23 protein-coding genes are annotated in these 26032 nt (G+C 46.6%); 7 read left to right on the top strand and 16 right to left on the bottom strand.

Annotated elements, in window-relative coordinates:
• Nucleotides 1-273: 273 nt before the first annotated feature.
• Nucleotides 274-1341 carry a 3-deoxy-7-phosphoheptulonate synthase gene (locus EKN56_RS17470; RefSeq protein WP_130593765.1) on the bottom strand — a complete coding sequence of 356 codons (1068 nt, stop codon included), beginning with the start codon at nucleotides 1339-1341 and terminating at the stop codon, nucleotides 274-276.
• A 251-nt stretch (nucleotides 1342-1592) separates the two neighbouring features.
• On the opposite strand from EKN56_RS17470, the gene btsR reads away from it, so the two are divergent.
• Complete coding sequence (gene btsR / locus EKN56_RS17475) at nucleotides 1593-2309, top strand: two-component system response regulator BtsR (RefSeq protein WP_130592978.1); 717 nt, start codon at nucleotides 1593-1595, stop codon at nucleotides 2307-2309.
• A 73-nt stretch (nucleotides 2310-2382) separates the two neighbouring features.
• Entirely contained in the window at nucleotides 2383-2748 is a 366-nt protein-coding gene (locus EKN56_RS17480) for a DUF2799 domain-containing protein (protein ID WP_130592979.1), read from the top strand.
• Between the two features lie 87 nt (nucleotides 2749-2835).
• Here the strand turns inward: EKN56_RS17480 and EKN56_RS17485 are convergent, their stop codons facing one another.
• The gene (locus tag EKN56_RS17485; RefSeq protein WP_130592980.1) at nucleotides 2836-3159 is read right to left on the bottom strand and encodes a hypothetical protein; all 324 of its coding nucleotides are present in this window, start codon (nucleotides 3157-3159) and stop codon (nucleotides 2836-2838) included.
• Nucleotides 3160-3534: 375 nt separating this feature from the next.
• Nucleotides 3535-3858, bottom strand: coding sequence for a thiosulfate sulfurtransferase PspE (gene pspE / locus EKN56_RS17490; protein ID WP_130592981.1), 324 nt, complete (start codon nucleotides 3856-3858; stop codon nucleotides 3535-3537).
• A gap of 474 nt (nucleotides 3859-4332) precedes the next feature.
• Between pspE and EKN56_RS17495 the strand changes: the two genes are divergently transcribed.
• Genes EKN56_RS17495 through EKN56_RS17505 form a run of 3 tightly spaced genes read left to right on the top strand, consistent with a single transcriptional unit; the run spans nucleotide 4333 to nucleotide 9247 of the window.
• Entirely contained in the window at nucleotides 4333-5409 is a 1077-nt protein-coding gene (locus EKN56_RS17495; protein WP_130592982.1) for an HlyD family secretion protein, read from the top strand.
• Nucleotides 5406-8120: a ribosome-associated ATPase/putative transporter RbbA gene (gene rbbA / locus EKN56_RS17500; protein WP_130592983.1), complete on the top strand. Its 2715-nt coding sequence runs from the start codon at nucleotides 5406-5408 to the stop codon at nucleotides 8118-8120. The genes EKN56_RS17495 and rbbA overlap by 4 nt, the downstream gene beginning before the upstream one ends.
• Nucleotides 8121-8122: 2 nt before the next feature.
• Nucleotides 8123-9247, top strand: coding sequence for an ABC transporter permease (locus tag EKN56_RS17505; protein WP_130592984.1), 1125 nt, complete (start codon nucleotides 8123-8125; stop codon nucleotides 9245-9247).
• A gap of 57 nt (nucleotides 9248-9304) precedes the next feature.
• On the opposite strand, the gene EKN56_RS17510 is transcribed toward EKN56_RS17505, so the two are convergent.
• The 10 genes from EKN56_RS17510 to guaB all read right to left on the bottom strand — a co-directional run bounded on the left by EKN56_RS17510 (nucleotide 9305) and on the right by guaB (nucleotide 19300).
• Entirely contained in the window at nucleotides 9305-10012 is a 708-nt protein-coding gene (locus EKN56_RS17510; protein WP_130592985.1) for a M15 family metallopeptidase, read from the bottom strand.
• 78 nt (nucleotides 10013-10090) lie between these two features.
• Complete coding sequence (locus tag EKN56_RS17515; protein WP_130592986.1) at nucleotides 10091-10918, bottom strand: hypothetical protein; 828 nt, start codon at nucleotides 10916-10918, stop codon at nucleotides 10091-10093.
• Between the two features lie 61 nt (nucleotides 10919-10979).
• On the bottom strand, nucleotides 10980-12038 hold the full coding sequence (locus EKN56_RS17520; RefSeq protein ID WP_130592987.1) for an ankyrin repeat domain-containing protein: 1059 nt from the start codon (nucleotides 12036-12038) through the stop codon (nucleotides 10980-10982).
• Nucleotides 12039-12159: 121 nt separating this feature from the next.
• Complete coding sequence (locus EKN56_RS17525) at nucleotides 12160-13338, bottom strand: TCR/Tet family MFS transporter (protein WP_130592988.1); 1179 nt, start codon at nucleotides 13336-13338, stop codon at nucleotides 12160-12162.
• Between the two features lie 175 nt (nucleotides 13339-13513).
• The gene (locus EKN56_RS17530) at nucleotides 13514-14287 is read right to left on the bottom strand and encodes a hypothetical protein (protein ID WP_130592989.1); all 774 of its coding nucleotides are present in this window, start codon (nucleotides 14285-14287) and stop codon (nucleotides 13514-13516) included.
• A gap of 32 nt (nucleotides 14288-14319) precedes the next feature.
• A complete protein-coding gene (locus EKN56_RS17535; RefSeq protein WP_130592990.1) occupies nucleotides 14320-14631 on the bottom strand; it encodes a hypothetical protein in 312 nt (103 codons plus the stop codon).
• Nucleotides 14632-14657: 26 nt separating this feature from the next.
• Nucleotides 14658-15461: a hypothetical protein gene (locus EKN56_RS17540; protein WP_130592991.1), complete on the bottom strand. Its 804-nt coding sequence runs from the start codon at nucleotides 15459-15461 to the stop codon at nucleotides 14658-14660.
• The gene (locus EKN56_RS17545; protein WP_168189681.1) at nucleotides 15392-15952 is read right to left on the bottom strand and encodes a DUF4303 domain-containing protein; all 561 of its coding nucleotides are present in this window, start codon (nucleotides 15950-15952) and stop codon (nucleotides 15392-15394) included. Before EKN56_RS17545 ends, EKN56_RS17540 begins: the two co-directional genes overlap by 70 nt.
• A gap of 142 nt (nucleotides 15953-16094) precedes the next feature.
• Nucleotides 16095-17672, bottom strand: coding sequence for a glutamine-hydrolyzing GMP synthase (gene guaA / locus EKN56_RS17550; RefSeq protein WP_130592993.1), 1578 nt, complete (start codon nucleotides 17670-17672; stop codon nucleotides 16095-16097).
• Nucleotides 17673-17830: 158 nt separating this feature from the next.
• Nucleotides 17831-19300, bottom strand: coding sequence for an IMP dehydrogenase (guaB, locus tag EKN56_RS17555; protein ID WP_130592994.1), 1470 nt, complete (start codon nucleotides 19298-19300; stop codon nucleotides 17831-17833).
• Nucleotides 19301-19474: 174 nt separating this feature from the next.
• Here guaB and xseA point away from each other — a divergent pair, with 174 nt between their 5' ends.
• Entirely contained in the window at nucleotides 19475-20833 is a 1359-nt protein-coding gene (xseA, locus tag EKN56_RS17560) for an exodeoxyribonuclease VII large subunit (RefSeq protein ID WP_130592995.1), read from the top strand.
• Nucleotides 20834-20933: 100 nt separating this feature from the next.
• Here xseA and EKN56_RS17565 read toward each other — a convergent pair whose 3' ends face one another.
• On the bottom strand, nucleotides 20934-21167 hold the full coding sequence (locus tag EKN56_RS17565; RefSeq protein ID WP_130592996.1) for a zinc ribbon domain-containing protein: 234 nt from the start codon (nucleotides 21165-21167) through the stop codon (nucleotides 20934-20936).
• 12 nt (nucleotides 21168-21179) lie between these two features.
• Nucleotides 21180-22136 carry an AEC family transporter gene (locus EKN56_RS17570; RefSeq protein WP_130593766.1) on the bottom strand — a complete coding sequence of 319 codons (957 nt, stop codon included), beginning with the start codon at nucleotides 22134-22136 and terminating at the stop codon, nucleotides 21180-21182.
• 441 nt (nucleotides 22137-22577) lie between these two features.
• Here EKN56_RS17570 and EKN56_RS17575 point away from each other — a divergent pair, with 441 nt between their 5' ends.
• Nucleotides 22578-24401 (top strand): monovalent cation:proton antiporter-2 (CPA2) family protein, encoded by a 1824-nt coding sequence (locus tag EKN56_RS17575; RefSeq protein ID WP_130592997.1) that lies wholly within the window; start codon nucleotides 22578-22580, stop codon nucleotides 24399-24401.
• 90 nt (nucleotides 24402-24491) lie between these two features.
• Here the strand turns inward: EKN56_RS17575 and der are convergent, their stop codons facing one another.
• Nucleotides 24492-25991, bottom strand: coding sequence for a ribosome biogenesis GTPase Der (gene der, locus EKN56_RS17580; RefSeq protein WP_130592998.1), 1500 nt, complete (start codon nucleotides 25989-25991; stop codon nucleotides 24492-24494).
• Between the last annotated feature and the right edge of the window lie 41 nt (nucleotides 25992-26032).

Genomic DNA, 26032 nt, shown 5'->3' on the forward strand with positions numbered 1-26032 from the left:
GAGCCATTTGTACTTAGCATCGGAGTGCGTTGGCCAGGTCTTCCTACGGGCAGTTATGAAACACCTTGCGGGCCAGCGCTAGCGCTGTTCAAACAGGCTTTTGCCTGTTTGTCGTTGGCTTATGCCAGGTCGCCCTTCACGGAAGCCCCTCCCTCCGATAAACTATTTTAAAACATAAAACTAAATCATCAGACTTCGCCATTAAACAATAATTACGTCGCCCAAAGGCGACGTAATATAGCGGATTAATATATCAACAAATATCACAACAAATCACGGACAAACTAAGGTTTTTGCTTTGAGTTCCTGATGAACTTTGCGTAGTAAGGTGTCGGTAGTTTCCCAGTTAATGCAGGCGTCAGTGACAGAAACGCCGTAGCACATGTTGGCTCTTGGTTGTTCCGACGATTGGTTGCCTTCATTGATGTTACTTTCCAGCATCATGCCAATGATAGAGCGGTTCCCCGCCTTAATTTGCTCCAGTATGGAGAAAACAACGTCGGCCTGGCGGCGGAAATCTTTATTAGAATTACCGTGGCTACAGTCAATCATTACTGCCGGATTAAGCCCTGCTTTGCGCATTTGCTCTTCACAAGCCAATACGTGTTCTGCTTCGTAGTTTGGTGTTTTACCACCGCGCAGGATGATATGGCCATTTGGGTTACCCTGAGTCTGTAGCAGGCATACCTGACCAGACTGGTTAATGCCCATAAAACGGTGCGGCATAGAGGCGGCTTTCATCGCGTTAATCGCGGTCCCCAGGCTACCGTCAGTACCGTTTTTAAAACCAACCGGCATTGACAGGCCAGAGGCCATTTCGCGGTGGGTTTGTGATTCTGTGGTACGGGCACCAATGGCTGACCAGCTGAACAAGTCGCCCAGGTATTGTGGACTATTTGGATCCAGCGCCTCTGTTGCCAGCGGTAAGCCCATTTCGACCAGCTTCAGCAGCAGTTGACGAGCAAGGTGTAAGCCATGCTCCATATCAAATGAACCATCCATATGCGGATCGTTAATTAACCCTTTCCAGCCTACAGTAGTTCTTGGCTTCTCGAAGTAAACTCGCATCACGATGTACAGGCGATCCTGCGTTTCTTCTGCCAGCTTTTTCAGGCGATGGGCGTAGTCGATCGCCGCATCCGGATCGTGAATAGAACAAGGCCCACATACCACCAGCAAACGATCGTCACGGCCATGCAAAATGTTAGCAATCGTCTGACGGGCTGCAGAAATATTGGCTTCGTCACTGGCGCTCAGTGGGTATCGAGCCTTCAGTTCTTCTGGTGTAATTAAAACCTGCTCCGCACTGATATTGACGTTATTAAGTACATCTTTCTGCATAATCATAATAATTCCTTAAATCACCGCTCCTGTTAGCGGCAAAAACACCAGATAGTGATAAAAATAGAGTAGCACAAAATTGAGTGTAAACTTTTAAATCCATTTTTGTAAACATATTTTTACTCTATTTTTCAACTTAACAATTCTTGTCAAAAAAATCGAAAAATCACCCTGACAAATACTGTCTTCAATGACGAGAATTCGCAGATAACCTTCATCATGGTAAACTAGAGCAAATCAATGGAGGTTTTATGCTTAGAGCAATTATTGTTGACGATGAACAGCCAGCCAGAGAAGAGCTGGTTGAGCTACTTTCAGAAGTAGACGACCTCACCGTTATTGGTGAGTGCAGCAATGCTTTAGAGGCTATTCAGACCATCCATCGTTTACAACCGGATGTGGTTTTTCTTGATATTCAAATGCCCAAAATTAACGGTTTGGAGATGGCGGCAATGCTTGACCCAGCCAACATGCCCCACATCGTTTTTGTCACTGCCTATGATGAATATGCAATAAAAGCGTTTGAGCAACACGCTTTTGACTACCTGTTAAAACCGGTCGACCTTCAGCGTCTTTGTAAGACCATTTCTCGATTAAAAACCGCCAAAACCGTAAATAATAATTTACATCTAATTACCGATACCACCTTAAAACATATCCCTTGTTACGGACATAACCGTATCTTTTTGCTTCGGCTGGAAGAGGTGGAATATTTAAGCTCAGAATTGAGTGGTGTTCACGTCGTTGGTATGACGCAGAGTGGTTATACTCAGCTTACGTTGAAAATTTTGGAAGAAAAGACCTCTTTTACACGCTGTCACCGTCAGTATTTGATCAATCTCGATCAGGTCGGAGAGATTCAGTTACTGGAAAATGGCTCCGCTGAAGTTATCACCCGTTCCGGGAAACATATTCCTGTTAGTCGTCGTTACCTGAAACCGCTAAAAGAACAACTGGGACTGTCATAGCTCTGGGTAAGGTTTTCAATATGATGCCTAATCCTGATATGATGCGCCGGAACTTTAAGACAAAGGCAATGTGATGAAACCTATGATAACGATATTTTGTACTCTGCTGTTTATTAGCGGCTGTTCCAGCTCACCAGATGGCATGCCGGGCAGCTCAGATAACAGCGGGCCACCGTCAAAATGGTTTGAAATCGGTCACTATGAAGCCATCACAGGTAATGACGTTAAAGACAATACGGTGCTGTCCGAATGGTATGGCGAAGCGGAAATTAATCGCACCTCTTACTTACAAGGTTTTGCCAAAGGTCAGGATGAACTATGCCAGCCAGAAAAAATTGCCGATCTGGCTAAAACCAATAAAGAATTCCCGGCCAGTTGTAACAGCGTACCCAACGCTGAACAGCTGAAAAACAACTGGCAGCAGTTAATTGAGAAGTAACCGTTTTACCAATAGCTATCGATAAAAATATGACTCACTCAACGCCTGTTTGAGCGAGTCACGAGTTCTTAAGTAAATAAATTCGGCTTATTCTTCAACCGAAAAATAATGGAAATACAATGGCGAATCATTATTCACCAGACAGAAAATGGCTCCCAATTTTTCTTGCGCGCTATTAATTTTAGCGGTTACCTCGGTACTGACAGGCTGTTTACCCACCTTACCCTCAAAGCGTTCAATAATAACGCTCGATGAATCAATTTTTGCTTGTTTTAACAAAGCCACCATATCCGGATTATTCTTCATCATCTTTTTACCATAATCCAGACAGCTTTGTTCAACAGAGGTTGCCATTGCACCAGCACTGCATGATAGTGCGCCCAACATCAAAAAGATTTTCATCGCTCTCATTTACTCTTCCCTATTTTTCCTGTCACAGGCGCTACTTGTCTGTATTCGCGGTATATTTAACTGCCCTTAGCCTCTGTCTGGTTTCAATAAACAAAAACCTCATGCATATTCTGGTTATGCCGTCATTGGTGACTGACATAACCAGAATATGCATGAGGTGATTTAAAACAATCAAACGTAATTATTAATCATGATATAGTTACAGCTAATATTACTTGTGTTGTTTTTGATATAACTTGTTAAATTAATTGAGTTAAGCGGGTAATACTTATTTTAAAATGTTATAAAGCTCCTACGCCGGTTTCTGCTCAATCATCATTTCAAAATAATAATCCTGACGTCTGATAACAAAACCGTGGTATTTCTCTGACGCGATCAACTTCCGTGTTGGCTCTCTTTCGGAAGATCTATTCCGCTGATTCCCCCTTCATCCAGCACCTGTGTATAGCCCATTTCCTGAAGGATCTGTTTTGCCATTGCTGATTGGCGGCCTGAATTACAATACAGATGCAGCGTGTCATCCTTATTGTTTATCTGACTGGTAATTTGTTCTTTAAGCTGTCTCAATGGGACATTGATAGCACCTTTAATATGTTCAGCCTGATACTGTTCCGCTATTCGTACATCAACCCAGTGCTCCGCCGCCAGTACAGACGCGGAAAACATCAGCATGATTGTCATTAAACAACTTCTGAGCATTTCGCAATTTTCCTGAATAAGTTTGGTGAATAATGATAATTAAACGCCAGCAGCAGCCTTAATGGCAAATAAATTTAAGGCAGAGGAACACTATTATTCTCTCGTAACGCTGACGACATCAAATATCAACAGAACAACAACGGTCTATCGACACTAAATCTGGAATTAATTTTTTGCTACGCTGATAGATGCACCTGACCGTCCAATACACTTTCAATATCAGTAATATCTTTAAAAACACGCTCATTTATGCAGAATAAATATTCTGACAAACCAATAACGCTACCCTATTACAAACGCTTTAAACAATAATTCCATTAATAGAATTTCATTCCCTGTCAATTAATCAACAGCAAAACAATAAACAAATTCAAATAATTTGAAACATGTTCAATATTCACTCGGCCAATCATTGTACTATCGGACTAAAGCCAGCTGAACGGCCTTTGCCTACTCTAGAGGGAGTTCTACACCATGAAACTTGCCTTCACCAATAAAAAAGTCATTTACACCCTGCTTGCGCTTGCCGTGATTGCCATCTCGGCTTACACCTGGACTCGCCTGCAGGATAACGGCCCCGGAGACGGTTTTGTCAGCGGTAATGGCCGGCTGGAAGCTACCGAGATTGATATATCATCCAAGCTGGCCGGGAGAATTGATGACATTCTGGTTAATGAAGGTGACTTTGTGCGCAGCGGGCAAATTCTTGCCCATATGCAAATACAGGTGCTGGAAGCCCAACGAGCCGAGGCAACGGCGCAGTATCATCAGGCGGTTCATGCAGAAAAAAGCGCTCAGGCCCAAATAAAGCTGCAGGAAAGTGACGTACTGGCAGCCAAAGCCACCGTAGCTCAAAGGGAGAGTGAACTGGATGCAGCCCAACGCCGTCTGGCTCGTTCAGAGGTACTGGCAAAATCCCGCGCCCTGTCATTCCAACAGCTCGATGACGACAGAGCCAGCATGAAAAGTGCTCAGGCTGCACTAATGGCCAGCAAAGCTCAGGTAGCCTCAGCCGATGCGGCAGTAGAAGCCGCTAAAGCGCAGGCGATTGGTGCCGCTTCAAGCGTGCAGGCGGCACAGGCCACCATTGACCGGGTTCAGGCCGATATCATCGACAGTCAGCTTATTGCCCCGCGTGACGGACGAGTGCAATACCGTATTGCACAGCCAGGCGAAGTTTTAGGGGCCGGTGGCAAAGTATTAAATATGGTGGATCTGTCCGATGTATATATGACCTTTTTCCTGCCGGAAACCGCAGTGGGAAAAGTTTCTATTGGTGGTGAAGTTCGGGTGATTCTGGATGCCGCTCCCGGCTATGTTATTCCGGCTAAAATATCCTTTGTGGCCAGCACCGCCCAGTTCACCCCTAAAACCGTTGAGACCGCCAGCGAACGACAAAAATTGATGTTCCGGGTAAAAGCGCAAATCGATAAGCAACTGCTGCAAAAATATATCGAACTGGTAAAAACCGGTTTGCCGGGTATCGCCTGGGTCAAACTGGATGCCAGTGAACCATGGCCTGAAAATCTGACGGTAAATGTCTCGCCATGAAACAGCCACAACCGGTAGTACGACTGACGCAAGTCAGCTTACATTACGGTAAAACGCTGGCGCTGGATAATATCTCGCTGGAGATCCCGGCTGGCTGCATGGTTGGCCTTATCGGACCGGATGGCGTGGGTAAATCCAGCCTGCTCTCTCTGGTGTCCGGAGCCCGTGCTATTCAGGATGGAGAGATCAACGTACTGAATGGCGACATGCGCAGTAAACAGCATCGCGAGTCCGTTTGTCCGCGCATCGCCTATATGCCCCAAGGATTGGGCAAAAACTTATATCCAACGCTCTCAGTGGAGGAGAATCTGCAATTCTTCGCCCGTCTGTTTGGTCATAATGCCGCTGAACGCCGCCGCCGTATCGACCAACTCACCTACAGCACCGGTCTCTACCCTTTCCTTAATCGACCGGCGGGCAAACTTTCCGGCGGTATGAAACAGAAACTGGGCCTTTGCTGCTCCCTGATTCACGACCCTGACCTGTTGATTCTGGATGAACCCACTACCGGCGTAGACCCGCTGGCTCGTTCTCAGTTCTGGGATCTTATCGATCGGGTAAGAAGCGAGCAGCCGGGCATGAGCGTTATCGTCGCTACCGCCTATATGGATGAAGCCCAGCGTTTCGACTGGCTGGTTGCCATGGATGACGGGAAAATTCTGAAAACGGATACTCCAGCTCAACTTCTGGAACAAACTCAAACCGACTCACTGGAAGCTGCCTTTATTTATCTGTTACCGGAAGAAAAACGACGTAATCATGTGCCGGTAGAAATCACTCCGCTATCAACCGATGATAAAACAGAGATTGCCATTGAAGCGCAGGACCTCACCATGCGCTTTGGTGATTTCGTTGCCGTTGACCACGTTAACTTTCGTATTCAGCGCGGTGAAATATTTGGCTTTTTAGGCTCAAACGGCTGTGGTAAATCCACCACCATGAAAATGTTAACCGGTCTACTACCTGCCAGCGAGGGGCAAGCCTGGCTGTTTGGTCATAAGATCGATTCCAATGATATGAATACCCGCAAGCGGGTTGGCTATATGTCACAGGCATTTTCCCTGTATAGCGAGCTAACGGTGCAGCAAAACTTGCTGCTGCACGCCCGCCTGTTTCATGTGCCACAAGAGCAACAGGACCAGCACATTGAGGAGATGGCGGAACGCTTTGACTTAACCGGAGTAATGGACAGGCTACCGGACAATTTGCCGCTGGGTATCCGCCAGCGGCTATCGCTGGCGGTAGCAATGGTACATAAGCCGGAGCTGTTGATTCTGGATGAACCCACTTCCGGGGTAGACCCGATTGCCAGAGATAACTTCTGGCGACTGTTGATTGAGCTATCGCGGCGGGATCGGGTTACTATCTTTATCTCCACCCACTTTATGAATGAGGCGGAGCGCTGCGATCGTATATCCCTGATGCATGCAGGCAAGGTACTGGCCAGCGATCCTCCTGCTGAATTAATGAAAAAACGTGGTGCTGCTACGCTGGAGCAGGCGTTTATTGATTATTTGATCGATGCCGGATCCGGTACTGACACCGGCACTTCTGCCGCCAGACAGCCGGAACCGGCAGTCTCTTCTTCCACCAAAACTACAGAGCCTAAAAAACACCAGGCGTTTAGCATCGGGCGCACCATGAGCTATATGTGGCGTGAGACGCTGGAACTGCTTGGCTCGTTGATCCTGATGTTTGTTATCGGTTTTGGTATCAGTATGGACGTGGAAGATCTGAATTATGCCATTCTGGATCGCGACCAGACCGGTCTGAGCCAGAACTACGCCCTCAATCTTTCCGGCTCGCGTTATTTTATTGAACAACCGCCAATTCGTGATTATCAGGATCTGGACACCCGCATGCGTAACGGCGATATTTCGCTGGCAATAGAGATACCGCCTAACTTTGCCCGGGACGTACAGCGAGGCAGCGCCGCTCAGATAGGCGTATGGATTGATGGCGCCATGCCACAACGGGCAGAAACGGTTCGCGGTTATGTACAGGGTATGCATCAGGGCTGGCTGATGGATCAGGCCACTTATCGGCTGGGAACACCGGCAAAAGGCGTTATCGATATTGAAACTCGCTTTCGTTATAACCCCGATGTCAAAAGCCTGCCGGCGATTGTTCCGGCAGTGATCCCGATTTTATTGCTGATGCTGCCTGCGATGTTAACCGCACTGGCGGTCGTGCGGGAAAAAGAGCTGGGCTCGATTATCAATCTGTATGTTACACCGGTAACCCGCACTGAGTTTCTGATTGGTAAGCAAATTCCTTACATTTTGCTGGCAATGGTGAACTACTTCCTGATGGCGTTGGTGGCAGTCACTCTGTTTGATATCCCTATTACCGGCAGTTTCACCCTTCTGACTGTGGCGACTTTTATCTACTGTATTATCTGTACCGGCATGGGGCTGCTGGCCTCCACCTTTACCCGCAGCCAGATAGCTGCCATGTTCACCACCATGATAGCCACCCTGTTACCTGCCATTCAGTTTTCAGGCATGATTAACCCGGTCTCTTCGTTGGAGGGGGGTGGTCAGGTGATTGGCCAGATTTATCCGACAACTCATATGTTGATTATTTTCCGGGGTGTATTTTGTAAAGCGCTGGATTTCTCCGATCTCTACAGTGCGGTGTATATGCTGCTGATAACCGTACCAGTGATTCTTGTTTTAACCGTTTTACTACTGAAAAAACAGGACACTTAACTATGCAACAGTTATCAAATATCTATCGTTTAGGTGTCAAAGAGCTCTGGAGTCTGATCAGAGACCCCGCCATGCTGGTGCTTATCGCTTTTACCTTTACCGTTTCGATCTATACGGCAGCCAGCGCTATTCCTGAATCGCTGTATAAAGCGACGATTGCCATTGTTGACGAAGATGATTCCCCGCTCTCTCTGCGCATTAGCTCGGCGTTCTATCCGCCGCAGTTTGTGGCGCCGAAAAAAATTGAGTTGAATCAGGTGGATCCAGGGATGGACTCCGGCGATTACACCTTCGTACTGAATATTCCGCCGAACTTTCAGAGTGACGTTTTGGCAGGTCGATCGCCCGCCATTCAGCTCAACGTGGACGCCACCCGTATGAGCCAGGCATTTACCGGCAACGCCTATATTCAGCAAATCGTGATGGATGAAGCCACCGCTTTTGTGCAGCGTTATCGTGACACGGCGATTCCTCCGGTAGATCTGGCGCTACGGGTACGTTTTAATCAAAACCTGACCCAGTCCTGGTTTGGTGCCTTAACCGAAATCATCAATGACATTACTATGCTGTCGATTATTTTGACCGGCGCAGCACTGATTCGCGAACGGGAGCACGGCACCATTGAACACCTGTTAGTGATGCCCGTTACCCCAACGGAAATTATGCTGGCTAAGGTCTGGTCGATGGGGCTGGTAGTGATGGTTGCCTCTACCCTGTCGCTGATTTTTATTGTGCGCGGCGCGTTAAATGTTCCTATTGAGGGTTCGATCTTTCTGTTTATTACCGGTGCCGCGTTACACCTGTTTGCCACCACCGCCATGGGGATATTTTTAGCCACGCTGGCGCGCAGTATGCCGCAGTTTGGTATGTTGCTGATTCTGGTGTTGCTACCGTTGCAAATGCTGTCGGGCGGCAGTACGCCGCGGGAGAGTATGCCGGAGTTTGTACAGGATATTATGTTACTGGCGCCAACCACCCACTTTGTTGAACTGGGTCAGGGGATTCTGTTCCGCGGTGCCGGGATTGATGTGGTATGGACGTCGTTTTTGGCGCTGTTTGTGATTGGCTGTGTGCTGTTTGCAACTTCGCTGGCGCGGTTCAGGAGGACGATTAGTCAGATGGCGTAGTGGGAACATATCACTGCATATATCATTGAGTTAGCAGTGATAGCCCCTTATTTATCATCAAGTTTTAACTTCGTTCAACCCCGTCAGCGGCAAACAAATATTCTGAACATGATGTTTAAACAACTCCGGCAACCGCTCTAATACCCGCTGTTTGCCTGACATATCTGCACTTTTAATCGCATCCGCTAGCATGTCTACCGTCAGGCTTTGCAGCATTCTGTTTGCCACCGGCCAATAACTTAAGTGCCAGGGTTCCGGGTACATTCCCCCCTGATACATCCCATACGGTCTGAAGAAGCCATACTTTTCAATATTCTCATTCAACCACTGGTGCAAATCATAAAATACGCCGCCCTTGACCGTTTCCTGCGGTAGCAGTTGAACATGATAATTCTCTGGTGCTTTGGTTAAATCAACCACATCAATCTCGGTTCCCCACTGATGCCGGCTGGCACCCGGTAGAGCGGACCAGTTTAAAATACAGTCAATAATTTCATCTTCGTTATTGAGCTGTGAATAATCTCTTGGCTGTCCGTGAATATCATATAACGGCTTTTGCCCATTGAATTTGCCATTCCAGATTTTAAGCTGAGTCTCAAACCCTCTGAATGCGCTAAAAGGAAAGAGCGTGAAGCCATCTTTTTGGGCTGCATTTTGCAGTTCACAAAATGGTTGATAAACGTCTTTATTTACAGCAAAGCGCGGATTATTTAACTGAATAACATGCGATCGGGTTCGGCCGGTCAACTCCAGTTCATTCCACATAAAATACCCTCTAACCCAATAATATTAATCTCATCTTAAGGCCCAATTATTTTCAGGTAATAACCCGTTAAAATAACATCAGCACCAATATAATGAGTTTCCGGTATCAACAGAGATTTGGAATATTTTTCTTAATGACTGAATAATATACTGATAATCATCTGAAATAACAGAGCGGCTTTCTATCGCTAATTCTTTGGGATACGCATCATTAAACGATAATCCCCATCGGGTATAAAACTGTTTTCCAGTATCTAAATCGATCCAGACAACTTTACGAACGGGTTTGAGCTTTATATTAAATATACTGGCAAACTTACAAATCCAATTCGGATACAGATAAACTTTCTGAGTAACACGTTTACTTTGAAATAAGATATTATCTTCTGAGTCAATGATATACAGTCCATTCATATTGAACCCCATAGAATGAGGTTTGGAAAATAAAAATCTCCCTCCATATACCTCAATGTATTCATATATAGCCTGACTATCTTCCGCATTTATCAGATAAAGACTCGATTGCGTTTTTATATTTTGTTCAAACAATTCCAGTTCAAGTAAGGCCTTTTCAACACTTTCGATGCCAAGGCTCCCGCCATTAACATTAGGAAGCTGTGTTCCAAGTATGGGGAAATGCTCTATGCCCAGCTTGATTAAAGCCTGCTGAAATGACCTTAAGCCAGACCAATTACAGATGTGTTCAGACATATGCATAAATTGATGAGGACAACATTCATAACTCCATTCATCAACCTTCGCTTCTAAATCAGAATCTACGGAATACTCTGAATTCAGATGAATATATCCTTCCTCATCCAGAATAATCCATTCCTTGTCAACGGGAGGTGGTGTAGTTTTGCCCTCTTTAAGGCAATTACATGGAACAAAAGCATCTAATCCCATAAGTATTCCTTCACTTTAAATTCTTACATACTGCTAATCTTTCGAAAAATATCTGGTGTTATTACCGTCGATACTCCACCTTCCCAACCACCATCGGCCGGGGATTCAACCTCACCCAATCAACCGCAAATTCAGTTAATCGGTAAAGCTCATCCTTATCGCCATTACCGCCTTTAATTTGGGCCGCTATAGTTTTGGCTTCTTGCAGTTTGTCAGTGCCAAGCGCCCTTCCTGATTCAAAACAGACCAGCAATGCACTCAACATTTTGCGGAAATCCGCATCCCAATTCATTCCACCGTTATCCAGTATTTCATGAGATAAACGACCCGTAATGCGAATCGCCTCTCCCTGAAGCGTATCGGCATGACCGCTGGAAGGAACCAGCAGATCCCACAATTCCTGATGCGCCTTCTGCCAGCGTGGAGCACTGACAATAATATCGGAGACACCATCATACATCTGTCGTGTCGCTACGGGCGTCACATCAAATAAACGGTACAGCTTTAATAAACCGGCATCGGCTTCAGCAATATGGTCTTTAGAAAAGCCAGCACGATGAAACTCAAACATCTCACCGATACTGGTAATGCGCTCACGCATTTCTGATGAAATCGTATTTCCGGCATTCAGCAACAGCTCTGCAATATTTGCCATCCGCTCAATATCAGCATTGCGACAGCGATCGAGTGCTGCCGCCAAAGCAGTTCTACCCATACTGTCTTCTGCGTAAATATTGGCACCATGAGCAATTAATGTCTGAACGTGATGAACATGGTAAGCGCAAGCCGCTTTATGCAACGGGGTAGCATTCTGATAGTCTTGCGCTTCAATGTTTGCGCCCAATGCCAAAAGTAATTCAATATTACCGCACCAGGTACCCGCCTGCTCATGCAGTGCGGTGCGCTGATAATTATCTGCCGCTTCAATATCAGCCCCCTGCTCCACCAACCAGCGTGTCAATTCATCAGGGATCTTATAAAGACTTAAAGCCGTTCTCTTACCAAGCCCGCCACGAGCATCCAGCTCACAGCTATCGTAAAGTGCTTTTAATACCTCAATATCTCCGGCTTCCAGCAGTTCATTGATATTTTTAGGTAAGGTCTTTTTCTTTTTAGCCATCACGCAGATCCTTCTTCGTTTTCTTTTTCGTTTTATTAAGCTATCTAATGTGCCCGTGGATTTTTAACATTTCAACGTTTAAATAGACTCCGCCATACTTCAAGAGCTTCACGCTATATATTTACCGACGAGGTTTACGAGTACTGAAAATAATCAATGGAATGGCGATGAAATAGACCACCACCACCGAAAGCCAGATAGCGCCCGGCCAGTCTTTCTGAACCACAAAGTAAAATGTTGAGAACGCCAGTGGCCCAACAACAGAAGCCAGGCTAACCGCCGATGCCAGTACTCCCTGAAACTGCCCCTGACTATCCTTGTCAACCTGTCGGGTAGCCAGTGCCTGAAGCGCCGGTGAACCAATACCCCCCAGCGCAAACAGCGGCATAATGGCGAAAACCATCCAGCCCTGACTGATAAACGCCAAAATGATCAGCGCCACGCAAGAACAGGCAACACCAACCAGCACCGCTCCCCGTTCACCAAATAATCGGGTCGCGGGACCGGGCAATAGCGCCTGCACCAATGTCTGGCAAATACCGAAGGCACCAAGAGAGAGACCAATCCATAAGCCATTCCACTGAAAAGTATCAAATCCCCACAGTGCCCAGCAGGTACCATAAACCTCGCCCGTCGCGCTTAAGATGAAGAACACCAGCACAATCGGCAGAATTCCTTTCATTGAAAATGCCCAGCGCAGTGGACGTAGCGGATTAAGTGCCGCCAGATTAATTTTTTGGCGGTTTGGCGTGCGTGATTCCGGCAGGACGAATAGTGCCAGCATAAAGTTACAGGCGTTTAGCAGTGCCGCCGCGATGAAAGGAAGCCGTATCCAGTAATCACCCAGCAATCCACCCAGAACCGGCCCGATAATAAAACCGATGCCAAACATGGCATTAAACAAGCCAAAGCGACCGGCACGCTGATCCTCTGGCGTAATGTCGGTGATATAAGCCATAGCGACAGAAATATTCGCACTGCTCAGCCCGGCAATAGCACGACCAAGCAACAGCATCCAGAGATGGGGAGCAAATGCCATAATCACATAGTCAATTGCCGCTCCGGCCAGGGAAATCAGCAGCACCGGCCGCCTGCCCAGGTTGTCACTCAGTGCGCCAAGTACCGGCGCAAAAACAAACTGCATTGCCGCGTAAAGCGCAGTCATTATGCCGATATAAGGTGCAATATTCTGAGTATGCGTCACCTCTTCAAGCAGGCGCGGCAAAATAGGAAAAATAAGACCGATACCCGCAGCATTAAGGCAGATTGCCGCGAAGATAACGATAAGGGGTTTATTCATCGATTGAATTCCAAATAATACTTATGCAGCCAATATTGCTGCGCAAAATCAGCAAATCAACTGAAATCTATTTAACAGTGTAGGAGATCCAACAAGAGCCATGATCTGACGCGCGATTTGCCTTTTGGGTTGGTTTGAAGGTGGCCATGATAGGGACGCCTTATGTTTAAGTCAGTTATTTCTCATCAGAGTAGTTTTTGATTTCAACATGAAAATTATTAAAATCAGGATCGTCTAAATTACCACCGTGCCGGCAAAATAGCCCTGCGGGCAGTGATTTCATTTTAATTTCCTGATTCTCATTAATAACCCCACCATGTGCCAGATATTCAATAAAACGATCGAATAATTCTTTTATCGCACTATGATTTTCGGGATGCACTCCATGAATACTCAAATCAGGTCGGCCAAATTTACGCATTCCTCTGGTATGCCACCAGCCAGCGTCATCACCTTCTTCCGAAACCAATATAGTTACATGTTTATGAGGTTGAAATTCGGGAGTATCAAAAATTGAAGTTCGCCAGTCAGCGGCAGACCACCACATAAAACTTTGAGGATCAAACACGCCAACCCCATCTGACTCCAGTAATGCAGTAATTAACCCTATAACATTACGGAAATAATTCAGATCGCTATCATCCGCACAGTGGCCCTGAATAATGACACATTCTGTTTGAGTGCTAATCTCATCCGCTAAAGCAGGATTTGTTGTCTGAAGCTCTTCCCAGAGATAGCCCTGTTGAAATGACGTTATCACATCAGGATGTTTATCCGGCCCATAAGCAGAGATGCCTATTCCCTCAGGAATACCATCACAGCGATGTCTGATACGGGAAAGGCTGAACTGCTCACCGACAGAAGCACCAAAGACAACGTAAAACAAGTAAGGAACCTGATCCGTAGGGGAATAATACCGGCGTGGCCAGGGGGTTAACTCATTTTCCATAATGATTTATATTCTTATTCGTTTATATTCAATTAGTTATTCGGTACAGCTATCTGAAATGTATCATCCCATAATGCCAACATCTGAATACGGACAATCAACATGTTAAATTCCTTCTCAGATAAATCCGCCACCTTGAAAATAAATGCATGAAACCAGGGATTAACATGACTGCTATCGATATCAACCTGACAGCGATGTTCCACATCAGTTACTCCACTGACTTCACGCAGAGCGCATACTAAATCATCACCAGCATCATCGAAATTACCGTGACCATAAATACGCTCAATCTGTGATAGAGATATACGAATAGTACGCCAAAATGGTACTGGTGATTTCAAAGAATACTTCCTTGAATTGTTCTCATTTATAACCGCCATTTTTTCATCGACTTTAATGTTAACTCAGCCAGATAGCGTACCGTTTCGTCTTTGTCGTTTTTTGCAAGAATAGTAACCTCGACCTGAATCGGTTTGATAACATCAATTCCAAGTGATTCTCCAAGCATACGATTATCCAGCACACTGACGGCGTGACGACGAATGACTGGGTGAGGTGATAATAGCCCTCTGAGCGCTTCTGGAATTTCTGCAGCAACTATTTCGCAATAGCTACTGCCAGGCTTCAGAACGTCTTCAGCCAAAGTGATACTCTCAGGATGGAGCTGAAACAATTTCTCCAACGGTGAATAATCCAGATGCAATGATTTTGCACCACGATCGCGGAATGCACGGAAATTAGCGCAACATCCTACGACAATAAACTCTAAAGCTTTGGACATTTCAGATTGTGCGAGCAACCAATCAAAATCCCCCAGATAGCCTAAAGCAGAAGCACACCAATTTGCTGTACTTTTATTTCTGGTTAATAGTAGCAACTCACGAAGTTTAGCGATCGTCTCAACATTTGGCTCACCGATTAACCCCAGAATCATCGCTATCTTCCAGGCTCGATCATCATCGGCAAATAATTCAAGCAAGGCCGGTATCGCTGGGGCCCCGCATGCTATCAACCATTGTTCAGCTTCTTCACAATTAATATCTTCATAATATCCAAGGCGCCCTACATAGTAGGTCGTCTGTTCCGCCAGCGGCAGAGTCGCTACACGTCGACGCTCTTTTTCTGTAGCATCCTGTTCGGGAAAGTGATGCAAGAATTGGCGTGCTGACATACACTTCCGGGCCAGTTCGGCACCACCTTCTTCATCATAAAAAAACACCACAAAATCCTTAAGTACGCGGGATCTTTAGCAAAGTGCTTATTTAAAGCCACAGCGACCTGTACGACAGTAGTCACAAATCTCTCTTCTGCTTTGTTCCACATGGCAACACTACCTCGATTAGAATAAGTCTCTAATTGAGTCTCGTAATTGGTTAGTCTCCCCTCGCCGTAATCTTCTGGCTCCCAGTTCCAATGCCAGTCAGCAGGATTCCACTTAATGCTATAGAATCCTTCATCTTTCTGTTTTCGGTTAGGGTATTCTTCATTCAACATCGCTAGGTTATTAGCTGCCAGCGACGGCAGGCTAATAATGCCCTCCTGCTCGCGATAGCTGGCAAAGAACGCCGCTGCATAAAGTGGTGCGACTCCCTCCGACAATAATGCTTCTATCTTTACCTTTGCTGATTCAAAAAGGGATGATTTGAAGGCTTTCCAGTCCATTGAATATCCTTGATATATTAGTCGATAACCATTATTGGTGACTATTGATTGCATCATTTTATATCAATACAAAAAAAACCCGCAATTATGCGGGCTTTTTTGTATTGATATCTATCGACATTGAATTATGCCGAACGCGGGATCATTCCCACTCAATCGTCGCCGGTGGTTTACCCGAAATATCATAAACCACACGAGAAATACCATTCACTTCATTGATAATCCGGTTAGAAACCCGGCCAAGGAAGTCATACGGTAAATGCGCCCAGTGAGCGGTCATAAAGTCGATGGTTTCCACGGCACGCAGCGAAACAACCCAGTCGTACTTACGGCCATCACCCATTACGCCAACCGAGCGAACCGGTAAGAACACGGTGAATGCCTGACTAACTTTATTGTACAAATCTGCTTTATGCAGCTCTTCAATAAAGATGGCGTCAGCACGACGCAGCAAATCGCAGTACTCTTTCTTCACTTCACCCAGCACACGAACCCCTAAACCTGGGCCCGGGAATGGATGGCGGTACAGCATGTCATATGGTAAGCCCAGCTCTAAACCGATCTTACGCACTTCATCTTTAAACAGCTCTTTCAGCGGCTCCACCAGCCCCATCCTCATCTCTTCCGGCAAGCCGCCCACATTGTGGTGAGACTTAATCACGTGAGCTTTACCTGTCGCAGAAGCGGCAGATTCAATCACGTCAGGATAGATGGTGCCTTGTGCCAGCCACTTCACGTTAGTTTGTTTCGATGCTTCTTCATCAAACACTTCCACAAACACGCGACCGATCACTTTACGCTTGGCTTCCGGATCGTTAATACCAGCCAGCGCGCTCAGGAAGCGCTGCTCCGCGGGTACGTGAACAATGTTCAGGCCAAAGCGGTCACCAAACATATCCATCACCTGCTCTGCTTCATTCAGACGCAGCAGACCGTTATCCACAAATACGCAGGTTAAACGTTTACCGATAGCACGATGCAGCAGCATCGCGGTTACCGATGAATCAACGCCGCCGGACAGGCCGAGGATAACTTCATCTTCACCCACTTGCTGGCGAATACGTTCGATAGCGTCATCAATAATTGATGCCGGAGTCCACAGTGCTTCACAGCCACAAATATCCAGCACAAAACGTTTTAACAGGCGTAGTCCCTGATTGGTGTGGGTCACCTCTGGATGGAACTGCAGACCGTAAAAATGTTTTTCTTCATTTGCCATAATGGCAAACGGACAGGTATCAGTGCTGGCAACAGCGGTAAAACCAGCCGGGATGGCGGTAACTTTATCGCCATGGCTCATCCACACGTCTAACTGTGGTTTACCTTCTACCGACAGAGAATCGCGGATATCGCGCACAAATTCGCTGTCATGAATGATATCAACCTTAGCGTAACCAAATTCACGCTCGTCAGAGCCCTGAACTTTGCCGCCCAGTTGCATTGCCATGGTTTGCATACCATAACAGATACCCAGAACAGGAATACCGGCGTTAAATACATATTCCGGTGCGCGTGGGCTACCGGCTTCGGTGGTGCTTTCCGGACTGCCGGACAGGATAATGCCGGTTGGATTAAATTCACGAATTTGCGCTTCGCTGACGTCCCATGCCCAGAGTTCGCAATAAACGCCGATTTCACGGACGCGGCGGGCAATTAACTGGGTGTACTGAGAACCAAAATCCAGAATCAGAATGCGTTGCTGATGAATGTTTTTTGACATGTATCGCTTTCCAAAAACGGTAATGTGAGGCCTGATAGCAGACCGGACAAGAAGAAATTGCCCGGTATTATAGCGTTGTTGGCAAGAAGAATACGAGAGGTGAATATGGATAACTCACACTCCCGCTTCAATTTATTGGCATTCAGAAGAAATCTGAATTAACCCATACGGTAGTTTGGTGACTCTTTAGTGATGGTCACATCGTGCACGTGGCTTTCCTGAATACCTGCGCCAGTGATGCGTACAAACTCAGCCTTGGTGCGCAGTTCATCGATGGTGCCACAACCAGTCAGACCCATACAGGAACGTAATCCACCCATTTGTTGGTGAATAATCACTTTCAGCAGGCCTTTATACGCCACGCGGCCTTCAATGCCTTCCGGTACTAATTTGTCTGCCGCATTGTCGGTCTGGAAGTAACGGTCTGAAGAACCTTTAGACATCGCACCCAGCGATCCCATACCGCGATAAGATTTGAAAGAGCGGCCCTGATACAGTTCGATTTCACCCGGAGACTCTTCAGTACCGGCTAACATCGAACCGACCATGACACTGGAAGCACCGGCAGCAATGGCTTTAGCAATATCACCAGAGAAGCGAATACCGCCGTCGGCAATGACCGGAATACCTAAGTGACCAACCGCTTCTACCGCATCAGCAATAGCCGTAATTTGTGGTACACCCACACCGGTAACGATACGGGTAGTACAGATGGAGCCAGGGCCAATACCTACTTTCACCGCGTTAACGCCAGCCTGAGCCAGCGCCAGAGCACCCGCAGAAGTTGCCACGTTGCCACCAATAATCTGTAAATCAGGATAAGCGGCGCGAGTTTCACGAATGCGTTGCAATACCCCTTCAGAATGACCATGAGAGGAGTCAATCAGCAGCACATCAACACCAGCCTCAACCAGTGCGGCGACACGCTCTTCATTACCGGCACCGGCCCCAACAGCAGCACCTACACGTAAACGGCCCAGCTCGTCTTTACAGGCGTTAGGTTTACGTTCGGCTTTCTGGAAATCTTTAACCGTGATCATACCGTGCAGATGGAATTTATCGTCAACCACCAGCGCTTTCTCTACGCGCTTTTCATGCATTTTTTGGAATACGGTTTCACGATCGGTCGCTTCGGTTTCATTCACCGTGACCAGACGCTCTTTTGGCGTCATCCATGCGCTAACCGGTTGATTAAGATCGGTAACAAAACGCACGTCACGACCGGTGATAATACCCACCAGTTCGTTATTTTTAGCCACTACCGGGTAACCGGCAAAGCCATTAATCAACGCCAGTTCTTTCACTTCACGAACCGTCGTTTCCGGCGTTACGGTGATAGGATCGCTAACAATACCGCTTTCATGTCTTTTCACCCGGCGAACTTCTTCCGCCTGGCGTTCGATTGACATATTTTTATGAATAAAACCGATACCGCCTTCCTGTGCCAGAGCGATTGCCAGGCTGGCTTCAGTAACGGTATCCATAGCGGCAGACAGCATAGGGATGTTTAAACGAATTGTTGAGGTCAACATCGTTGATAATTCGGCAGTATTAGGTAATACCGTGGAGTGTGCAGGGACGAGCAGAACGTCGTCAAATGTCAGGGCTTCTTTAGCAATACGTAGCATGGGCAATATCTCACCGGGTTAGGGGTTTAGAAACAGATAAAATATTGCCGAGGAAGTATACAGAGATATATACCTCCACACCACACTTTTTTCAAAAAAAACTTGATTAGCGCGTATAGCTATGTAGTATCGACTAATTAAGTCGCCGTTATCGAGTTTGATCTCCGTCACATTATGTCGCTACCTTCATCTCCTCCAATCTTTACCGTTAGCCGTTTAAATCAGACGGTTCGTCAGCTATTGGAAATGGAGATGGGTCAGATATGGTTATCCGCAGAAATCTCTAACTTCTCTCAGCCTTCATCTGGCCACTGGTATTTCACCCTAAAAGACGATAGAGCTCAGGTGCGCTGCGCTATGTTTCGCACCGCTAACCGCAAAACCACCTTCCAGCCACAAAATGGCCAGCAGGTTTTAGTGCGTGCATCGATAACGCTGTATGAACCACGCGGTGATTATCAGCTAATTGCCGAAAGCATGCAGCCCGCCGGTGACGGTTTATTACAACAGCGATTTGAACAGCTTAAACAGCGTTTGTCTGATGAAGGATTATTTAATCCTGCACGTAAACGCCCTCTTCCATCTCCTGCAACCTGCATTGGTATTATTACTTCGGCTTCTGGCGCAGCGCTGCACGATATGTTGCAGATCCTGCAGCGGCGCGATCCGTCACTGCCAGTGATCATCTACCCCACTATGGTGCAGGGTAGTGAAGCCACATTACAAATTGCCCGAACCATTGAGCTGGCCAATCAGCGCAATGAATGTGATGTATTAATTGTTGGTCGCGGCGGCGGATCTCTGGAAGACCTCTGGTGTTTTAACGAAGAGTTGGTTGCCCGTGCTATTTTTAACAGTCAGATTCCTGTTGTCAGTGCCGTGGGTCATGAGACCGATGTGACTATTGCTGACTTTGTTGCAGACCTGCGCGCTCCTACGCCATCGGCGGCGGCAGAGCTTATCAGTCGTAATCAGCCTGAATTAATCCGCCGTTTACAGTCGCAACAACAGCGATTAGAAATGGCAATGGATTATTATCTGACCCATTTGCGTCAGCGTCTTACTCGTCAGGACAGCCGCCTGCAACAGCAGCACCCACAGTTAAGATTATCCCGCCAACAAACGGCGTTATTGAAACTGCAAAATCGACTGGAAGAAGGAATGCAAACCCGCCTGCGTTTAGCAAACCGCCAGACAGAACGTTTACAGCAGCGTTTATTACATACCCAACCGCAGGTTAAAGTTCATCGTTGCCAGCAGCAACTGCAACAGTATCAATACCAGTTACAACAAGCGTTGGAACGTCAGCTCAATGGCGCCCGTCAACGTTTTAGCGTTGGCTATTCACAGCTGGAAGCAGTCAGTCCACTGGCAACGCTGGCCCGAGGTTATAGCGTCACCACCGCAGCCGATGGAAAAACGCTGAAAAAATCAAAACAGGTAAAAACCGGCGATACGCTGAAAACCCGTTTGAGTGATGGTTGGATTGAAAGTCAGGTCAGCGGTATTTATTCAACCAATACTAAGTATTAAATCATACCGTCAGATCTCTGAGATTAAATATTGAGCTTTCCCAATCGTGCTCGTTGATGGTATTCGCTGTTAGCTATTACGACCAGAGCCTCCACCAAAATTAAGATAACTTGTCTTCAACATATTGCAATGTAATACGCTTCTTCGATATTAACCCATGACCATGCTGGCAGAAGTAATCTACCGCGCCGCAGGCCTGCATCTTTTCCAGTGGTTTATTGCAATCAGGACAAAGGGCAATTTGCTGATAGGCCTTACGGCATCCTTCACAATAGAAAGTATTACCCAGTTTCCAGAGCATCGCGCGGTGACAGTGGGGACAGAGTGCATCCATTAGGGTTCCTCGCTAAACCAGTCCGCTCCCTCTTAATAACAACAAACCAAGAGCAGTGGTGAAAAATGACGCCAGAGTCGTCAGCGCAATAATGTTAGCCGCTAAGGTGGGGTTTCCCCCCATCGCCCGCGCCATAACATAGCTGGCTGCTGCCGTCGGCGTCGCTGACAGTAAAAATATAACCCCTAATGGCGCACCACGGAAGCCGTATAACCATCCGCCTAAAAATAGCAGTAGTGGAACCACAAGAACCCGGGCCACACAGGAGAGCATCGCAACATTTGATGAACGGAACATGGCACGAAAGTCCAGACTGGCACCAGTACATAGCAGTGCCAGCGGTAGCGCGATACCAGAGATATAATTGCCGGTCTTAGTGAATACATCCGGAATATGGATAGAAAAAATAGAGAATGGCAATGCCAGTAAAATACCGATGATCAACGGGTTAGTCACGACACCACGAATAATACTGGCAAAACTTGGTCTGCCATTAGGACCGGTTGAAAGACTGCGGGCAAGCGTAATCACCGATAAGACGTTATACAGAATCACCGTGACAACGATATAGAATGATGCGACAGAGACACCTTCGCTCCCAAATGCCATTGACGCATAGGCAACACCTAATATTGCCGCATTTCCCCGAAAACCACCCTGAACAAAGATCCCCCTTTCCCTGCGATCTTTAACCAGATAAGGAGCCACCAACTCCAGTAATAAAAAGCTACCAAGAGTTCCGATAGCGGCATGCATCATCATCGGCAAATGGCTTTGAAAGTCTTCATGATTTCCTGCAATACTGAAAAATAACAGGCAAGGCAAAGCAATATTAAATACCACTCTGCTGGCGGTATCGCAAAATTGATCGTCAATCAGGCGAAGATGCCGCAAGAAAACCCCCAGCAGCATCATTAATAAGGTAGGAACCGTTACGCTAAAAGCGAAGCTCCATGTTTCCCATGACATCATTTTTGTTTATTCCTTTAAACAACCTAACAAAGCCCGACGTTTATAAAAATATTATTATTTTGTAAGGCTAAAACCACCGTCTCACCATTCTATCCTGCAAAATAAATAAGTAAACACCACACATTTGACTAAGTTTTCAGATAAAAGGCTTAAATAATATTATCCAAACGAAACTATAAATAATTGAAAGTATTTGCCGGACAAAAAATAAGTTTGTCCGATCGCAAAATTCATCTGCGATAAATGGTCACTGTTGAGTATAATAATTGCTCGGACGTCAGCGTTTACGGGCTTACCCTCCTCCTCAGCCCCTGCGTGATACAACACTTCAAATATGAAACCTGACGATAAAACTGATGATAAGGAATATCTTTCTATGGAGAACCACACTCCCAATAGCGCTACTGTTTCGGGCAATCACTACAGGAAGCATGCCTGATGAATGAGCCTTTGTTACTACTTACTATTATCCTGTTTGTTGCTGCAGTCACAGTTACGCTGTCAAAAAAAATCGGCTTGGGTTCGATCCTTGGCTTATTGATCACCGGTGTGATTATCGGACCTCATACTCCGGGTCAGGTAATTCATAAAGAGCATGTTGATAATATTCTGCATGTTTCTGAATTTGGTATTGTCCTGTTGCTGTTCATCATTGGCCTGGAAATGCAACCGAAACGCCTGTGGTCCATGAGACGAGTAGTTTTCGGTCTGGGTTCGCTGCAAATTTTACTTTCTGGTGCCGCTATTGGTACCTACTTCTATTTGCTTGGCAATTCAGCCAACGCGGCCATTATTATTGGTTTAACGCTGGCCCTCTCTTCTACTGCATTCGTGATTCAAATATTGCAGGAGCATAATGAGTTCTCCAGCGAACACGGACGCATTGGTTTTGCTATTTTGCTGATGCAGGATTTAGCCATTGTTCCGTTACTGGCACTGGTTCCATTGCTTTCTGATAAGATTGCGGTGCTGCCAGATGATTCCCCGATGTGGATGCAGACCATTTCAGTTATTGGTGCACTGCTGCTGGTTATTATCTTTGGCCGTTATGTGGTGCCTTGGTTACTGAATCGAATGGCGCGTAAAGGTTACCGGGAAAGCTTCTCGCTGTTTGTTATGTTTGCCGTAGTATTGGCCGCTTATGTGATGGAACACTTCGGTCTGTCCATGGCGCTGGGCGCATTTATTATGGGTATGATGCTGTCTACTTCTAAATATGGCTTCCAAATTCACGCCAGCGTTGAATCTGCCAAAAGTCTGCTGATGAGCATCTTCTTTATTTCAGTGGGTATGTCCATCGATTTCGTGACGCTGGCGCAAACTCCGGTGCTGTTTGTCAGTAACGTTGCGGTTATTCTGCTGATCAAAATTATTATTCTGTTTTTACTGTCATTGCTGTTTGGCACGTCAAAAGAAGCCGCCACTAAAGTGGCTTTCCTGCTTTGCCAGGGCGGTGAGTTCGGTTTCGTATTATTTGGTGTGGCGAAAGCCTTTGGGGTGATTGACGATACCACCTTTATCATGGGCATTGGCGTCATCTCAGTAAGTATGGCGTTTACGCCAAGCCTGTATGCCTTTGGCTGCCGCCTGACCAGAAGAGGCGTACTGTCTGAAATTGACCACACATTGACGCCAGATGAAACCGCCAATAATGCACGAGTCGTCGTGGCAGGTTACGGTGATACCGGCCATGTACTGGCGCAAATGCTGCAGGACTCCTCAATCCCTCATATTGTGATAGAGAAGAATCCGGAAGTGGTGAAGAAAGCCCAAAAAGCAGGTATCCCTGCCTATTTTGGTGATATCACCGATCCAAAACTGCTTAACGTGATTGGCGTAGAACAGGCGCAAATGGTAATTGTCTCTATCGACCATAACGCCAGCGCGCTTAAAGCGGTATCAACCCTGCGCTCACTTTATCCAATGCTGAAAATATTAGCCCGGGTACTGGATAAAGATCTAAAAGATCAACTGCTGGAAGCCGGTGCCAACTGGGTAGTTATTGAAACGCTGGAGAGCAGTCTGCACATTGGTGCCGAAGCGCTGAAAGTTCTGGGTGTGGCGGATGAAGAAGTCTCCGAGCTGGTTGATTCCCTGCGTAAAGATGAGATGATGGCAACGGTAGAGGAACCGGAAAATGACGATGCTGAAGCTGAATCAAATACGGTAAATGAACCTATCGTTACTGATACTGATTTCGAACTTCCATCCGATGACGATGATAAGACTCTGGAACCACATCAGCGATCAGAAGCTGGTTGATAAGAGATATTTATCACAGCAACTCTGTTGAATCAGAGTTCTGACAAACAAAAGGGGCGCATATAGCACCCCTTTTACTTTCTTAAAGACTTACTTGCCACGACTCTTAATATGCTGCATCAGGCGACGACGCTTACGCTGCTGGGTTGGCGTCAGCTTATTGCGACGGCCCGCAAACGGGTTATCGCCTTCTTTAAACTGAATACGAATTGGTGTTCCCATCACTTCCAGCGAACGGCGGAAATAATTCATCAGATAACGCTTATAGGAATCCGGCAGGTCTTTCACCTGATTACCATGGATAACCACAATCGGCGGGTTATATCCCCCCGCATGAGCATATTTCAGCTTCACACGGCGACCGCTCACTAATGGTGGTTGATGGTCATCCTGCGCCATTTGCATAATACGTGTCAGTAAAGAGGTGCTCACTCTGCGAGTTGCGCAGCGATAGGCTTCCTGCACTGACTCAAACAGATTACCTACACCGCTACCATGCAACGCTGAGATAAAATGAACTCGAGCAAAATCAACAAAGCCCAAACGCAGATCCAATGCCTCTTTAACCTGCTCTTTGATGTCCTGAGACAGACCATCCCATTTGTTTACCGCAATAACCAGTGAGCGCCCACTATTAATGATAAATCCCAACAGAGAAAGGTCCTGATCGGAAATGCCTTCACGTGCATCAATCACCAGCAATACTACGTTAGCGTCTTCAATGGCCTGCAAAGTTTTAATCACGGAGAATTTTTCTACCGTTTCGGTCACTCTTGCACGTTTCCGTACGCCAGCAGTATCAATCAGGATATATTCACGTTCATCACGGGTCATCGGAATATAGATACTATCGCGGGTGGTTCCCGGCATATCATAAACAACCACGCGTTCTTCACCCAGAATTCGGTTAGTTAGCGTGGACTTACCCACATTAGGGCGGCCAACGATCGCCAGTTTAATCGGTAAATTTTCCAGATAAGAGGAGTCTTCTTCTTCCTCACCTTCTGGTGCGTTTTCATCGAACTCTTCATCCCAGATATCGGTACCGATATCCGCAAACTCATCATCCGGATTTTCTGACTCAGCAGACTCATCTTCTTCAACTACCGGGCCCAGCACCTGCTCAATCAGAGAAGTTACACCACGTCCGTGAGAAGCTGCAATCGGATAAACTTCCCCTAATCCCAGCGCATAAAAATCGCCTACCGCACTGTCAGGATCCAGACCATCGGTCTTATTCGCTACCAGGAAAGTCGCCTTCTCGCGCATCCGCAGGTGCTGAGCAATGCCCTGATCTGCTGGCATCAGCCCGGCACGAGCATCCACCATAAATAAAACAACATCAGCCTCTTCAATCGCCAATAGCGACTGACCTGCCATATGGGTTTCAACACCGTCTTCGGTTCCATCAATACCACCGGTATCGATAACGATAAATTCGTGGCCAGCAGATTCGGCCTTACCGTATTTCCGATCGCGGGTTAATCCCGGGAAATCAGCAACCAATGCATCACGAGTACGCGTTAAGCGGTTAAATAGCGTGGACTTACCCACGTTGGGACGCCCGACCAGCGCGATAACAGGGATCATTATTAAAGCCTCTTTCTTTATAACTATATGATTTTAAGATG

The organism is Limnobaculum zhutongyuii, assembly GCF_004295645.1.
GTDB lineage: Bacteria > Pseudomonadota > Gammaproteobacteria > Enterobacterales > Enterobacteriaceae > Limnobaculum > Limnobaculum zhutongyuii.

Coding starts and splice junctions, on each gene's coding strand:
- EKN56_RS17470 (WP_130593765.1), bottom strand. CDS start 1,341: ATGCAGAAAGATGTACTTAATAACGTCAATATCAGTGCGGAGCAGGTT.
- btsR (WP_130592978.1), top strand. CDS start 1,593: ATGCTTAGAGCAATTATTGTTGACGATGAACAGCCAGCCAGAGAAGAG.
- EKN56_RS17480 (WP_130592979.1), top strand. CDS start 2,383: ATGAAACCTATGATAACGATATTTTGTACTCTGCTGTTTATTAGCGGC.
- EKN56_RS17485 (WP_130592980.1), bottom strand. CDS start 3,159: ATGAGAGCGATGAAAATCTTTTTGATGTTGGGCGCACTATCATGCAGT.
- pspE (WP_130592981.1), bottom strand. CDS start 3,858: ATGCTCAGAAGTTGTTTAATGACAATCATGCTGATGTTTTCCGCGTCT.
- EKN56_RS17495 (WP_130592982.1), top strand. CDS start 4,333: ATGAAACTTGCCTTCACCAATAAAAAAGTCATTTACACCCTGCTTGCG.
- rbbA (WP_130592983.1), top strand. CDS start 5,406: ATGAAACAGCCACAACCGGTAGTACGACTGACGCAAGTCAGCTTACAT.
- EKN56_RS17505 (WP_130592984.1), top strand. CDS start 8,123: ATGCAACAGTTATCAAATATCTATCGTTTAGGTGTCAAAGAGCTCTGG.
- EKN56_RS17510 (WP_130592985.1), bottom strand. CDS start 10,012: ATGTGGAATGAACTGGAGTTGACCGGCCGAACCCGATCGCATGTTATT.
- EKN56_RS17515 (WP_130592986.1), bottom strand. CDS start 10,918: ATGGGATTAGATGCTTTTGTTCCATGTAATTGCCTTAAAGAGGGCAAA.
- EKN56_RS17520 (WP_130592987.1), bottom strand. CDS start 12,038: ATGGCTAAAAAGAAAAAGACCTTACCTAAAAATATCAATGAACTGCTG.
- EKN56_RS17525 (WP_130592988.1), bottom strand. CDS start 13,338: ATGAATAAACCCCTTATCGTTATCTTCGCGGCAATCTGCCTTAATGCT.
- EKN56_RS17530 (WP_130592989.1), bottom strand. CDS start 14,287: ATGGAAAATGAGTTAACCCCCTGGCCACGCCGGTATTATTCCCCTACG.
- EKN56_RS17540 (WP_130592991.1), bottom strand. CDS start 15,461: ATGTCAGCACGCCAATTCTTGCATCACTTTCCCGAACAGGATGCTACA.
- EKN56_RS17545 (WP_168189681.1), bottom strand. CDS start 15,952: ATGGACTGGAAAGCCTTCAAATCATCCCTTTTTGAATCAGCAAAGGTA.
- guaA (WP_130592993.1), bottom strand. CDS start 17,672: ATGTCAAAAAACATTCATCAGCAACGCATTCTGATTCTGGATTTTGGT.
- guaB (WP_130592994.1), bottom strand. CDS start 19,300: ATGCTACGTATTGCTAAAGAAGCCCTGACATTTGACGACGTTCTGCTC.
- xseA (WP_130592995.1), top strand. CDS start 19,475: ATGTCGCTACCTTCATCTCCTCCAATCTTTACCGTTAGCCGTTTAAAT.
- EKN56_RS17565 (WP_130592996.1), bottom strand. CDS start 21,167: ATGGATGCACTCTGTCCCCACTGTCACCGCGCGATGCTCTGGAAACTG.
- EKN56_RS17570 (WP_130593766.1), bottom strand. CDS start 22,136: ATGTCATGGGAAACATGGAGCTTCGCTTTTAGCGTAACGGTTCCTACC.
- EKN56_RS17575 (WP_130592997.1), top strand. CDS start 22,578: ATGAATGAGCCTTTGTTACTACTTACTATTATCCTGTTTGTTGCTGCA.
- der (WP_130592998.1), bottom strand. CDS start 25,991: ATGATCCCTGTTATCGCGCTGGTCGGGCGTCCCAACGTGGGTAAGTCC.